This window comes from Streptomyces sp. TLI_55 (assembly GCF_900206255.1).
In the GTDB taxonomy this organism is placed as follows: Bacteria; Actinomycetota; Actinomycetes; order Streptomycetales; family Streptomycetaceae; genus Streptomyces; species Streptomyces aquilus.
In genome coordinates this window covers 394,565-407,553 of record NZ_OAOJ01000002.1, presented here as the reverse complement: position 1 = coordinate 407,553, position 12,989 = coordinate 394,565, and the positions used below count along the sequence as shown (strand labels likewise).

Annotated in this window: 13 protein-coding genes; 11 read left to right on the top strand and 2 right to left on the bottom strand. The window is 69.5% G+C overall.

Annotated features, from left to right (window positions below; translation table 11 throughout):
* The 11 genes from CRP56_RS48875 (at position 1) to CRP56_RS44600 (ending at position 10,615) form a co-directional block, all read left to right on the top strand.
* Positions 1-567, top strand: a complete 567-nt coding sequence (locus tag CRP56_RS48875) for an ATP/GTP-binding protein (protein WP_257042316.1) — start codon at positions 1-3, stop codon at positions 565-567.
* An 81-nt stretch (positions 568-648) separates the two neighbouring features.
* The gene (locus CRP56_RS44640) at positions 649-1,293 is read left to right on the top strand and encodes an SAF domain-containing protein (RefSeq protein WP_257042355.1); all 645 of its coding nucleotides are present in this window, start codon (positions 649-651) and stop codon (positions 1,291-1,293) included.
* Positions 1,293-2,117, top strand: a complete 825-nt coding sequence (locus CRP56_RS44635) for a hypothetical protein (RefSeq protein WP_097275641.1) — start codon at positions 1,293-1,295, stop codon at positions 2,115-2,117. Before CRP56_RS44640 ends, CRP56_RS44635 begins: the two co-directional genes overlap by 1 nt.
* Positions 2,107-3,591: a CpaF family protein gene (locus CRP56_RS44630; protein WP_097275639.1), complete on the top strand. Its 1,485-nt coding sequence runs from the start codon at positions 2,107-2,109 to the stop codon at positions 3,589-3,591. The genes CRP56_RS44635 and CRP56_RS44630 overlap by 11 nt, the downstream gene beginning before the upstream one ends.
* Complete coding sequence (locus CRP56_RS44625; RefSeq protein WP_097275637.1) at positions 3,588-4,541, top strand: type II secretion system F family protein; 954 nt, start codon at positions 3,588-3,590, stop codon at positions 4,539-4,541. Before CRP56_RS44630 ends, CRP56_RS44625 begins: the two co-directional genes overlap by 4 nt.
* Entirely contained in the window at positions 4,538-5,422 is an 885-nt protein-coding gene (locus CRP56_RS44620; RefSeq protein WP_097275636.1) for a type II secretion system F family protein, read from the top strand. Before CRP56_RS44625 ends, CRP56_RS44620 begins: the two co-directional genes overlap by 4 nt.
* Before the next feature lie 187 nt (positions 5,423-5,609).
* Positions 5,610-5,783, top strand: a complete 174-nt coding sequence (locus CRP56_RS47905) for a hypothetical protein (protein WP_179851392.1) — start codon at positions 5,610-5,612, stop codon at positions 5,781-5,783.
* On the top strand, positions 5,783-6,208 hold the full coding sequence (locus CRP56_RS44615; RefSeq protein WP_179851391.1) for a TadE/TadG family type IV pilus assembly protein: 426 nt from the start codon (positions 5,783-5,785) through the stop codon (positions 6,206-6,208). The genes CRP56_RS47905 and CRP56_RS44615 overlap by 1 nt, the downstream gene beginning before the upstream one ends.
* A gap of 14 nt (positions 6,209-6,222) precedes the next feature.
* Complete coding sequence (locus CRP56_RS44610; protein WP_097275632.1) at positions 6,223-6,666, top strand: TadE/TadG family type IV pilus assembly protein; 444 nt, start codon at positions 6,223-6,225, stop codon at positions 6,664-6,666.
* Positions 6,666-7,121 carry a TadE/TadG family type IV pilus assembly protein gene (locus CRP56_RS44605; protein ID WP_097275630.1) on the top strand — a complete coding sequence of 152 codons (456 nt, stop codon included), beginning with the start codon at positions 6,666-6,668 and terminating at the stop codon, positions 7,119-7,121. Before CRP56_RS44610 ends, CRP56_RS44605 begins: the two co-directional genes overlap by 1 nt.
* The gene (locus CRP56_RS44600; RefSeq protein ID WP_097275628.1) at positions 7,121-10,615 is read left to right on the top strand and encodes a LysM peptidoglycan-binding domain-containing protein; all 3,495 of its coding nucleotides are present in this window, start codon (positions 7,121-7,123) and stop codon (positions 10,613-10,615) included. The genes CRP56_RS44605 and CRP56_RS44600 overlap by 1 nt, the downstream gene beginning before the upstream one ends.
* A gap of 30 nt (positions 10,616-10,645) precedes the next feature.
* Here CRP56_RS44600 and CRP56_RS44595 read toward each other — a convergent pair whose 3' ends face one another.
* Both CRP56_RS44595 and CRP56_RS44590 read right to left on the bottom strand, forming a co-directional pair.
* Positions 10,646-11,086 carry a hypothetical protein gene (locus tag CRP56_RS44595; RefSeq protein ID WP_097275626.1) on the bottom strand — a complete coding sequence of 147 codons (441 nt, stop codon included), beginning with the start codon at positions 11,084-11,086 and terminating at the stop codon, positions 10,646-10,648.
* Positions 11,087-11,256: 170 nt separating this feature from the next.
* A complete protein-coding gene (locus CRP56_RS44590; protein ID WP_143665022.1) occupies positions 11,257-12,327 on the bottom strand; it encodes a hypothetical protein in 1,071 nt (356 codons plus the stop codon).
* Between the last annotated feature and the right edge of the window lie 662 nt (positions 12,328-12,989).

The window sequence follows — 12,989 nt, the reverse complement described above, 5'->3', positions numbered from 1 at the left end:
ATGTGTATCAGCGACACCCTCGGCGCTGCCGTCGGCGCACAGATAGTCCCGCAGGTGTTCTGGGCCGCGGAGGATCCAGCGGTGAATGTGGATCCCGAGCAGCTGGCCCGGAAAGCCGTCGACCGGATGCTGCTGACTGGCCCGGACATCGCCAGCCCGCGAGCGGGCGGCACGTACGTGGTCGGAATGCCGATGTGGATGTGGGTCAACGAGAGCCCCACCACCTACGGCCCGAACTCGGCCTCCGCCTCGCTGGCCGGTGTCACGGTCACCGCGACGGCGAAGGTCACAAAGATCGACTGGGCCATGGGCGACGGATCGACGGTCACCTGCCAGGGGGCGGGTACGGCGTACGCGGCCTCCTACGGCAAGCAGGAGTCACCGACCTGCGGTCACACCTACGCCCGCACCTCGGCCTCGCAGTCCGACGGCAAGTACGCGGTGAACGCCATCGCCACCTGGACGGTCGACTGGCAGGTCAACGGTGGCGGTGAGGCTGGCCAGTTCACCGAGGTCAGGCAGACCAATGTGGCGGTGGCGGTCGGTGAAGTCCAAGTCGTCAAGTAACGGTGCCGGAAGGACAGAACGGTGAGCAGGACCCGAGAACGTGTGGACGCGACCCCGAACGGCGCCGCTCAGCAGGGACGCGTGCCCCCTCCGGTGGCACCGCCCCGGGTGTCGGCGCGCCGTCGGCGACCAGGTGTCATCGCCCTATCGCTGGCGCTGATCGCCGCTGGGGGCGCCGGCGTTGCCGTGCTGTTGCTGCAGGTCGGCGATCGCACGGATGTGGTGACGGTGGTCCGGGACGTCCAGGTCGGCCAGGTGCTGACCGACGAGGACCTGGGCAAGGCGTCCGTCGCGTTAGATCCGGCCCTCAAGGCGGTGCGCGCCGACGATCTGAAGTCGGTGGTGGGCAAACGGGCCGCGGTCGAACTCAAGCCAGGCTCGCTGCTGGCACCTTCGCAGGTGACGAAGGATTCGCTGGTGAAGGCCGGCGAGCAGCTGGTGCCGATCGGTCTGGAGCCCAAGCAGATCCCGGCGACCGCGCTGGTGCCGGGCCAGAGGGTCCAGCTGGTGCATGTCCCGGCTCAGGGAGCGGCGGACACCGGCAAGACCGCGGATGCGGCGCCGCAGACCATCGACGGCCGGGTCGTGAAGGCCTCAAGCGCCGCGCCTGGAACGGGCGTTGTAGTCGTCGACGTCGCTACCTCGGCCACCGACGGTCCCACGGCCGCGGCCTGGGAAGCAGCGGGCGCACTGCGTCTGGTCCTGTCTGCTCCGGACGGTAACTGATGGCGGTGATCGCTCTCGCAGGTTGCAGCGGTGCTCCTGGCGTGACCACGAGTGCTCTCGCCCTGCTGCTGTCGTGGCCGCTGGAGGCGGGCCGCAGGATGATCCTGACCGAGTGCGACCCGGACGGCGGAGCGGTGCTGCACGGCCTGCTGCAGGGCACCCTCGGCGATCGGTACGGGCTGCGGAATCTGTCTGTGGCCGCGCGCAAAGGCGAGTTCAGCGACGCCTTCTGGCGGCAGCTGATCGACCTGAGCGACGACAGCACGCAGGACTCCCCGCGCGACCGGCTGCTGCTGCCTGGCATCACCGACCCCACGCAGGCGGCGAGCCTGACGGAGGTATGGAGGATCCTCGCGCAGATGTTCCGCGGCATCGAGGCCGACAGCGGCCACGACGTCCTCATCGATCTGGGACGCCGCGGAGCGTACGGGCCTTCTGGAGTGCTGGCCGAGCAGGCCGACGCCACATTTGTGGTGGTCCGCAACACGCTGCGCTGCCTGCAGGCAGCTGAGGGCCGGGTGCGCGCGCTGGAGGAGCGGGTCGGCGACGTCGGCGTACTGCTGATCAACGAAGGCCCGTATCCCGCGGGAGAGGTGCAGCGCGTCCTGCAGGTTCCGGTGATCGCCACCTTGCCGTTTGCGCCGAAGGAGGCCCGTGTGCTGTCCGACGGAGCCGAGCAGCCACGCCACTTCACCAGGTCGCCGCTGATGAAGGCGGCCCGCACAAGCAGCACCCTGATGGTGCAGCAGGCTGCCGTACGCCGGGCCCGTCTCGATCCGCGCGGCCTGCTCGCCTCGGGTGGGGAGGTGAGCCGTGCGCGCTAGGCCCCTGCACCACGACCCCACGGTGGCTCCGCTGCCCCACTCATGGACCCAGCAGGCCAGCGGCGCCCCGGCTGCTCCTGGCGCCGCGTCGGGCACTGAGGTGCTCGGTAGTGCTCCGCAGGTCACGGTGGACCACCGGGTGGCCCGGGAGATTGCGTCTCAGGTCGCCAAGCAGCGCGAAGAACTCCTGAAGTCTGCGCCCGACATGGACCGGGCCAGTGAGGAGCAGCGCTGCCTGAACTGGATCGCCGAGGCGGTCGCGCTGTGGTCAGATGCCCAGGCCATGACGCCGCAGGAGGACGAGGCGCTGCGGCGGGCCGTGTATGACCTGCTGTTCAGGGCCGGCCGACTGCAGCCGTATCTGGACGATGACCGGGTCGAGGACATCATCATCCAGGGCCCGCACGAGGTGTGGCTCGACTACGGTGACGGCGAGCGCCGGCGGGTCGGCCCGATCGCGGACTCCGAAGAGGAATTGCTCGAACTGCTGCGGGAGTTGGCCAGGGGGTCCGGGCACAGCGAGCGGACCATATCCACCGCGAACCCCACCCTCGCCTTGTCGCTGGCCGACGGCTCCCGTCTGCAGGCCATCACGGGGCTGGGGCCGATGACGTATGCGGTCATCCGCCGTCACCGGGTCTCCCACGCCACCCTCGACGACCTCGTGCGGCTGGGCACCATCGATCCGATCCTGCGCGAGTTCCTCGGCGCCGCGGTACGCGCCGAGAAGAACATCATGATCGCGGGGAAACAGAAGGCCGGGAAGACCACCTTGATGCGGGCTATGCTCCGCGAGTTCGACCCGGAGTGCCGGTTTGCGACCATCCAAACCGAGGACGAACTGTTCGCCCACACCAACGGCTACCACCGACAGGTTGTCTCCCTGGTCGGCCGTGAGTCCAATGGGGAGCGGGACGTCACCGGGCGCGGCGCCGGTGAGGTCACGCTGCTGGATCTGATGCACCCGGCGCTGCGGATGTCGCTGGAGCGGATCGTGGTCGGCGAGGTCCGCGGGCCCGAAGTCGTGGCCATGATGCAGGCGTTGACGAACGGCTCGGGCGGCAACCTGTGCACGATCCACGCACGCCGCCCAGACATCATTTTCGACCGGATCGCCGAGCTGTATGCCCTCGCCCAGGAGAACCTGTCGGAGCAGCTCGCCTACCGGCAGACCGCGAACGGCCTGGACTTCGTCGTCTACGTCGACATGACGGACGAGACGCAGATCGGCGGCCGCCGCCACCGCTATGTCTCCCACGTGCTGGAGCTGACGGGGATCGGCGAGAACGGGCGGCCCGCCACCAACGAAATTTTCTCCCCCGGCCGTGAGCGGGGCGAGTTGCGGGCCGTTCCCCGGATGGATCCGGGATGCGTCGATGACCTGCGCCGTGTCGGCTTCGACTCGGCTCTGCTCCAGCAGACCTACGGCGCCTGGCAGGCCCCGCTGCCGCTGAAGGTGACGGTGGGCCGATGACACTGCTGCTGGGATTGTTGTGCGGCATGGCCGTGGTCGGTGGGCTGATCGGTGTCGTCGCCGGCGTGGTGGGCACCACGGCCCCGCGCCGGGCGTCGCTGCGCCAGCGCTGGCAGACCGCCGCACGCGGGGGCCAGCGCGACAGCGAGGACGCGCGGATGCGGCGGCGCACCTTCGCCGTGGCGGCCGGCATCGTGTTCGTCACCGTGTGGCTGGTCTCGGGCAATTTCGTCGGGGGTGCGCTGCTGGGTTCGGCCGTCATCGGCGTGCCCTGGCTGACCTCTTCGGCGCAACTGGCGCAGGAGCGCATCGGCCAGTTGGAGGCGCTGAGCGAGTGGACGCAACGCCTGGCCGGTCTGCTGCGGCTGGGCATGGGCCTGGAACAGGCGATGATCACCAGCCGTCAGGGGGCTCCGGACGAGCTCTCCGCGCAGATCATCAACCTGTCCGACCGGCTGCGCCTTGGCTGGCGCCCGGATCAAGCGCTGCGTGCCTTCGGTGACGAGCTGGACGACATCACCTCGGACAAGGTGGTCGCCGCGCTCATCCTGTCCGTCAACGACCGCGGTCCGGGCCTGGCCCAGGCGCTGGAGGACTTGGCGGGAACAGTCCGAAGCGAGGTCGCGGGCAAGCGTGCCATCGAAGCGGACCGGGCCAAATCACGCACCACAGTGCGGTGGATGACGCTCATCACCGTCGGGATCGTGGTCGCCGGCTTCTTCGTACCGTCGTACACCAAGCCCTACGCCACGCTCCTCGGCCAACTGGTGCTCGCCTTCCTGACCGCCGGTTTCATCGGCGTGCTCGCCCTGATGCGGCAGCTCGGCCTGTTTCGCCGCATCCCGCGCTTCCTCATCACTGACCCGGCCAGCACCGTCCGCCTTCCGGCGCCCGCTGCGGAGCCGGAAGGACCCTCTGCTCCTCGACAGCCGCAAGGAGCCGCATCGTGAACCTGCTTCCCGTGGTGCTGACCGGCGGCACGGTCGGCGCAGGCGCCGCTTTGCTGATCCGTGAACTCCTGCAGCCTCAGCCTGCGTTGGAGCCCGCGCTGCAGCGCAGCGCCCCGGCCACGTTGACGATGCCCGAGCCTGAACTGGACCGCGAGGAGGTCTGGGGCCGGTGGCTGCTGGCCCGCCTCGACCGGGTGCCGGGCGTGAGGGTCCCGGCCACGAACCTGGCCCTGCTCGGGCAGGGTGCGGGCCAGTTCATGCTGAAGAAGGTCGCGCTCGCCGCCCTTGGCCTGCTCTGCCCGGTGATCGCAACGATTCCGTGGATCATCGCAGGGGTGGGTCTGCCCTTCTACCTGCCCGCCGGCGTCGGCCTGGTCGTCGCCGGCCTGCTGTTCATCACCCCGGACCTCGCGGTGCGGGACCAGGCCAAGCGGGCGAGGGAAGAGTTCGCACACGCCCTGTCGGCCTACCTTGACCTGGTCGCGCTCAAGCGGGCCGCCGACGCCGGCCCGGCCGAAGCGCTGGAGAAGGCGGCGGAAGTCGGCCAGGGCTGGCCCTTCCTGTATCTGCAGGGTGCACTGCGCCGGGCCCGGCTGGAGAAGATCCCGCCCTACCAGGCGCTTTCCGAGCTCGCCCGGGAGTACGACCTGCCAGTGCTGGACGACGTCGCCGACATCATGCGCGGCTCGGCGACGGACGGCGCCGCCGTCTACAAGGCCCTGAGGGCCCGTACTGCGGCGCTCAACGCCGAACTGCTGGCCGATCAGGCCGCCGAGGCGAACGCGGCCAGCGAAAAGATGACCGCGCCAGGAGCCCTCCTGGCCGTCCTGGTGATGCTGCTGATGGCCTTCCCGGCCGTGATCCGCATGCTCACCGTCTGAACGACCCATTCCAACCCGTCCACGCCCCAGAGAGGCAGAGAACATGAAGCACACCACCCACCGTTCCCGCCGTGCTGTGATCGACGCGACGGCACCGCGCACCGGCTCGCGCGCAGCGTCCCGGGGGCCGGCTCGAGGCCGTCGGCGAGCGCGCGCCTGGGACGGTGCGAACCGTGCGGTCCTACGAGTGGCATCGCGGGTGCGGGACGGCTTCGAGGAGGCCGCCCGCCGTCCGGACCGCGGCGACATCTCCACCACGACCGTCATCATCTGGGTGGCCGCGGTCACCGGGGCCGTTCTGATCGCCGGAACCATCGCCGTCGTGATCGGCAAGTACAACGGCCTGCTCGGCAACCTGTGATGCAGCCTCCCCAGCGGCTGGCTGCCTGGTGGCACGGGCGAAGATGGCACGACGACCGTGGGGACACCAGCATCCAGATGGCGATCATTTTCCCGTTCGTGCTGCTCGCCACGGTCGCCGTCATCCAGGCGTCCATGTGGTACTACGCCCGGCAGATCGCCCTGACCGCTGCCCGCGAGGGTGTCAGTGCCGCCCGCGCCTACCAGGCCGGTCCGGCTGACGGTGCGGCCCAGGCACGCAACGTCCTGGGCCGCACCGCCGGTGACAGCCTGAACGGCTACAGCGTCGCCGCCAGCAGCAGCGGTGAGCGGGTGCGGATCCAGGTGTCGGGCACGGCCCTGTCGATGATCCCGGGTGTTCCGGGCCTGAAGGTCACGCAGTCCGCCTCCGGCCCGGTCGAACGCTGGACGGTCCCAGGAGAGTGAATCACGTGCAACCGATGGCCCGTTGGGCTCGCAGATTGCGCAGCGATGAGGGCAGTGCCGCCATCGAGGCGGCCATCCTCCTGCCCGCGTTGATCATGTTCCTGTGTATGGCGATCGCCGGCGGGCGGATCGTCACGTCCGGCGCGAAAATCGACTCCGCGGCCGAGGATGCCGCCCGTGAGGCGTCCATCCACCGCACGGCTGCGGTCGCCCAGAGCGCCGCCCGGTCAGCGGCCGCCGAGTCCCTGGACGACCAGGGCATCACATGCGCCTCAACCTCCGTCACGGTCAACACCGGCGGGCTGAGTGTGCCGGTCGGGCAAGTGGGCACGGTCACCGCCACAGTGACCTGCACGGTCAACCTTTCCGACCTGCTGCTTCCCGGCGTGCCGGGGGCCAAGACGATGACGTCGACGGCGACCTCGGTCGTGGACCAGTACCGGCAGCGGGGTGAGTGATGATCACCCGCCAGCTGAGCCGGCCGCGAGGCCGATGGAATGACCGCGGCGGTGTCACGGTGTTCGTGGCCGCGTGCGTCATCGCCCTGATCGGCATCATCGGCGTCGCCGTCGACGGCGGCAGCAAAATGCGGGCCACCGAACGCGCCGACTACATCGCCGGCGAAGCCGCGCGCGCAGGTGGACAGGCCATCGACCCCGCCGACGCCATCACCGGAAAGGCCGTGACCGTGGATCCGCAGGCGGCGACCGCGGCAGCCCAGGCCTACCTCGGCTCCGCCGGCGCCACCGGCACGATCACCGTGTCCGGCGACGGCAAGACGCTCACCGTCACGGTCACCAGCACCTACGACACGAAATTCCTGTCGGCGGTGGGAATCGACTCGCTGGCGGTGACCGGCCACGGCACGGCCACGCTCCTGCACGGCGTCACGGCCCCCGACGAAGGAAACTGATGCGTACCACCCCCTCCCCCGCCGCAACGGCAGGCCGCACTCTGGCGCGGATCGGCAAGGCCGTGCTGAGCCTGCTGACCCTGACGGCCGCGGTCGCAGGGCTGCCTCTGCTGCTCGCGTGGGCCACCCCCGTCATCTGGGCCGCCACCCACGATGACGCCATGCACCTGCTGGACCGGCAGGACACCGGCGGCGTCTTCCTGCTGCTGCTCGTCGCCGTGGGCTGGATCGGGTGGGCCCAGTTCGCGTTCTGCACCGTCCGTGAGCTGGTCGCCCAAGTGCGGGGCCGCACCTGGCACGCCCCGCGCGGGATGGGCGCCTCCCAGCGCGCCGCAGCTCTTCTGATCGGCAGCATCATCGTTCTGCTGCCGACGAGTTCAGCCCTGGCCTCCGACGCCCAGGCCGCCCCCACCTCCACAGCAGCCCGCATCCCCGGACAGCCCCAGAGCGCCCACACCTCCGACGCCGACCCGGCAGCAACTGCCGCGGCGAACACACCCGTGTCAGGCAGCAGCATCTACACGGTGCGCGAGACACGGCCCGCCCAGAGCCTGTGGGGCATCGCCGAAAAGGAACTCGGCGACGGCGAGCGGTGGCGAGAGATCGCCGCCCTCAACGAGGGCGCCACCATGGCCGATGGAACGGTCTTCCACGCGAACAGCTTTCTCCAGCCCGGCTGGCAGTTGCAGATGCCCGAAAACGCCGCGTCCCCGACAGGCCTCCGCACTCAACTCGACGCCGGCCCTGCTGCGGCGGGCGAGAAGGGCGAGCACGTCGTCACGGTCCAGGCAGGCGACTACCTGTCGAAAATCGCCGAGGACGAGCTCGGCGACGGCGGCCAGTGGCCCGAGCTCTTCGAGGCGAGTAAGGACCGGCCGCAACCGCACGGCCTTCCCGAAATCACCAACCCGGACATGATTCACCCCGGTCAGCAGGTGACGATCCCCGCAGCCCGGCCCGACAAGCCCGCCCAGGACGATGACCAGGGTGACGCGCCGGACGGCACGGACACCACTGCCCCGCCCGCCCAGGACGGTGACAAGCACACGTCCGAAGGCCAGCCGGATGAGCCGGCACCCGCCCCCAGCCAGGCCACAACGCCAGCACCCTCCACGACAGCTCCCAGCACCCCGTCCACCTCCCCTGGCGAGCACCCCGAGCAGGAGCGCTCTTCTCCGCCCGCCGAAGGAGCCGCCACGCCCAAGCCCACCGTCACCACTGCGCCCTCAGCCGCCGCCCCGCCCGCGGCTACCCCCCATGCGTCTGACTCCGCCGCCCCCTCCCCCGCCGCGCCGACGCCCGCACAGCCGGTGCCAGCCCCCTCCGGCAGCGGTTCACTGAACCTGCGCATCGTGCTGGGCGCCGGCGCCCTGCTGGCCGCCGCCATCACCAGCGCTCTGGCCCTGCGCCGGACACTGCAACGCCGCCGCCGCAAGCCGGGCGAGACCATCGCCATCGTGCCGGAGACCTCCCCCGCTGAGGCCCAGCTGGCCCAGGCCGCCGAGCCCGCCGGTGCGGCCCGCCTTGATGTGGTGCTGCGGACCCTGGCCCACCACGTGGACCAGGACGAGGACACGGTGCTGCCACCGCTGCGTGCCGCCCGCATCGGGGCCCGCACGGTCGAGGTGCTGCCCGAAGACCTCGCCCAGGATCCGGTGACGCCCTTCGTCTCAGGGCAGGCCGGCTGGTGGTCCCTGCCGGCCGATGCGGTACTCCTCGACGAGCAGGCCGCCCGCGACGTGGCCGCCCCGTATCCGGGACTGGTCACCATCGGCACTACCGAAGCCGGCGACCTCCTGCTCATCAACCTCGCACAGCTGCCGGCGCTGCTGCTCGACGGCAACCCGGTCCACATCACCGAAGTGTGCACCTCGCTCGCCCTGGAACTGGGCATGAGCCCCTGGGCCGAGGCCGTCGAGGTCATCACCGTCGGCTTCGGCGAGGACCTGCCGCACCTGCTGCCCACCGCGCGGATCGCCCACATGCGCCAGGCCACCCACGCACTCCGCGATCTGAGTGAACGCCTGCTGGAGGCACATCAGATGCCCGAAACCCAGCACCAGCCCTACCTGATGCTGTGCGCGTCCGCTCTCGACCCGGACACGGCGTGGCAGCTCGCCGATCTCATCGACCGGGCCCAGTCCGTGCCCGTCACCCTGATCGCCCCGGCGAGCAGCGCGGCACCTCACTTCCCCGAAGCGGAGATCCTCAACGCCTCGCTCAGCGAGCCACAGACCATCGACCACGTCGGCGCCGACGTCACGGTGCAGCGCCTGGAGCACGCCGCCTACGTACAGATCACCACCGCCCTGCAGGTGTCCGGCCAGCAGGCCGACCCAGCTGAAGGGCCATGGCAGGACGTCCCGGACGAGCTCGACAACCTGGAGCAGCCAGGGAAGGCAGAGCCGCACAAGCCAGCTGTACCTGCCATCTCCGTTGCCTCCTCACCGGCACAGACAGCGGGTGCGGAGGGCACGGTCTACTCCGCGCTGCTGGCTGCCAGCGCCGATCCATCCGGTGCGCGCCTGCTGACCTCCGCCACGGCATCGCCGGCATCGAGCGATCCTGCCGAGGAAGCGAGCGCGGACACGGACACAGCCGTGCCCTCCGCTCCGGCCTCCGGGGGCGAGACAGGCGCCCCTGCTCCTGCCTCAGGCGCGGAGACTGCTGAAACCCTCCTCCCGGAGAGCACGCCGAAGTTGCCGGCCGAGCCGGAGGACGAAGGAAGTGAAGCGCGAGACCTGCACGTTCCCGAGATCCGGGTGCTAGGGCCGGTTGAGGTGACCGGCATCGACAGCACCGGCCACGGCCCGCGGATGGCGCAACTGGCCGCCCTGCTGTTCTTCCGGCCCGGGCGGAGCGCGGATGCTCTGTGCTCCGACATGGATCCCGTCAGCCCGTGGTCGACGAGCACCCTCAACGCACGCCTGCAGGGCCTGCGCAGTTCCCTGGGCAGCGACTCGTCCGGCAATCTCTACGTGCCGCGCCGCAAGTCGGGCGAGGACCCGTACCGGCTCGCACCCGGCATCCGCTGCGACTGGTCACGCTTCCTGCAGCTGGCCGAACGGGCACTGCCGCTGGGCCCGACCGGCCTGGAGGACCTGGAAAAAGCGCTGACCCTGGTACGGGGCAAGCCGTTCGGCGGCCGCCCGCTGCCCTGGGCCGAGCCCTTCCAACAGGAAATGATCACTCGGATCATCGACGTCGCACACACAGTGGCCACCTACCGCATCCCCCAAGGCCCGCACCACGACCTGAGCGCCGCACACCGGGCCGTCTCGACCGGACTCGACGTCGACGACACCGCAGAACTGCTGTACCGGGACTGGATGAGGCTGGAGGCTGCGCGCGGCAACCGGTCCGGGCTGCACACCGCCATCACCCGCGTACAGCAGGTCAACCGGGTTCTGGACTGCTCTCTCGAGACGGAGACCACGCAACTCATCCACGAGCTCCTCAACGGCTCGGCCAAGGCGGTGCGCAGGGTTCCGTAGAGCCCCCACGGCGACGGGCCGCCGGGGGCGCTACGGAGCGCGGCCGACGTCCCGGGCCGCGTAGGAAAGCAGTTCGCTGAGGGCCGCGTCATTGGATGCCGGCGGCCGGGTGCGCCACTCCCCCAGTGTGTCCCGGACCGTCTGGGCAACCGAGTGCGCATGCTCGGCCAGATCGTCGCCCAGGGCAGCCAGCTCGCCGTCCTGTGCGCGGCCGGTGACGACGACGGGCCCATGGATCGGGTACAGGATGATGCCCCGCCAGGCGCTCGCCAGGGCCCATGCGGTGATGTTCTGACCGAGCCTTCTCGCGTGTCCTTCGCCATGGATGTGCAGAAGGGCTCGACGGTGGTACAGGCCCTGATCGACGGTGCCGGTCGTCCCGAGGTGGTTCCGGATCGCGGCGTGCGCACCGGGATCGGGCAGGTCGATGTCCGTGACGGTGGTGTCTGGATCAATGCGCAGGGCGCGCATGGTTGCTCCTCTCTCGGTGCGCGTGCGCAGTGCGCAGACTGCGGACGGCACCGGCTGCGCAATGATCACCTCGGCTGCGCAATCATGGTCTGAGCTGCGGTTTCTACCGATTGCGCAGTCGTGGGTGCTGACCGAAATACGGGTGCGCAGCGGTGTACCGGCGAGGTCTTTCACTGCTGCTGCGCGTGGTGGCGGGTGAGTGCCTGCCAGCGCCGCTCGAAGTCGACGGCCTGCTCGGCGATGTAGTCCGTGGTGAGAGGCCTGTTGTGCTGCGCAGTGATCCCTCGGGCTGCGCACTCCTGCGCAATCGCATCGAGCGACGGGGCTGCATTGCGCACCCTGTGTTCCACCCAGACGCTGTAGACGCGGAAGGGCAGAAGGTAGCGGCGCAGGGTGCTCGGACTCACCGGCTTACCGCCGCGGCCGGTCATGCCCTTGGTGCTGGCGAGGTAGCCGGAGAGCTGCTCGGCTCTGGGTTCCTCGCCGTGCTCGGTCTGGTATTCCGTCCAGGCAACGTAGTAGCGGTCAACAGTGGTGAGCTCCGCGGGCTCCGAGGCTTCGTCGCCCTCCCCCGGCGGATCCGTAAGGGCGGCGCTCACTCTGGGGCCGCGCTTGTCCTTGGCGGGGTGAGCACCCGACCCGGCCGGTTCTGCAGGCTCCTCATCATCGCCTGCGAGGAGATCGTCTTCGGGCACCCGCGCGGCAGTCTCAGTGGCGTCCTCGGGCGGCGCCGTCTCGTCGAACTCGCGCTGCTGGAAAGCCGCGACGAACTCCTCCAGGTCTTCGCCCGAGATGGGCTGCCCGTTTCCGCCGGTGATCTGGTCACGGGCGTAGACGTACTGGGCGAGGATGGTGGCATCGGGATAGGTTCCGTACTCCTGCGCGTACGTGAGCCAGGCGTTGTAGAAGTAGTCACCCCACCCGTCGTCGGTGGCGTCCTCATCGTGACGGACCTGGGGGTCGTTTCCGTTCCCAGCTGAAGCCGTGTGCCGCTGCTTGAGGAGCTGCAGCAACGGCGCGAGTTGCTCATCCGACAGCGGTGCGCCGGCCGCGGTGGCAATGCCGTACTGGTCTTGGAGCCAAATGGCGAACTGCGCGCTGGTGGGCTCGACTCCGAAGGCCGCGATCCAGTTTCGGTAGGCGCCAGCGAGGTGCTGGGTGTTCCCTTCGTCACCGAGGCCGTGCGGCTGCTCCGCATGGGCAGCCTGTGCGGGCTGCACTCGAGGCCCGGTGGCGCCCACCGGGTCCAGTTCCTCCTCCAGATCGACAGCAACCTCGAGTTCGGGGCTTGGCCGCTGTCCCGGAAAGAGAGCGACGACGGACGGGTTAGCGCGAGGTGTAGATGCCACTATCCAGCCCCAACCATGGTGGAACAGGGCTCTGAGCTGCGGTTGCTTAATTGGAATTATGGCCACGGCGCCCAGGTTAGAAGCAATCTTGATTGCGGCCCGCGATAAAGGAATCGGGACTAGCCAGAGCCGGGGGCACGGAACGCCTCCGAAGTGCGGCATGGAGTAGCACTCGTGATGGTATTGTTCCCAATACTTCCTCGGCTGCCGTGGTGGACGCCAGCTGGTTCCATCCAGCGAGAGGAGGTAGGTGTGAGCATCGGCAATAGTTCCCAGGATGGGGATAAGGAGCCGGTGTGGGCGAAGCTGCTTCGTCGGGCCACTGACGTGGTCCGGCTGGTGGGGGCCGTGCTGCAGGCCGTTTGGTACGGCTTGAAGCTCTGGTGACCTGCATGTAGTTGCAGATAAGGGCCCTACCCTCTCGCGAAGGGCGGGCCCGTCTGCAGTCCGACACCGTTGTGGTACCTGCGCCCCGTGTTGTGCTTGGGAGAGCCTCGCGGGGCGTAGCCATGTGGACTGTTGGCAACCAACTCAGTGGTTGTGCAGCCACGATA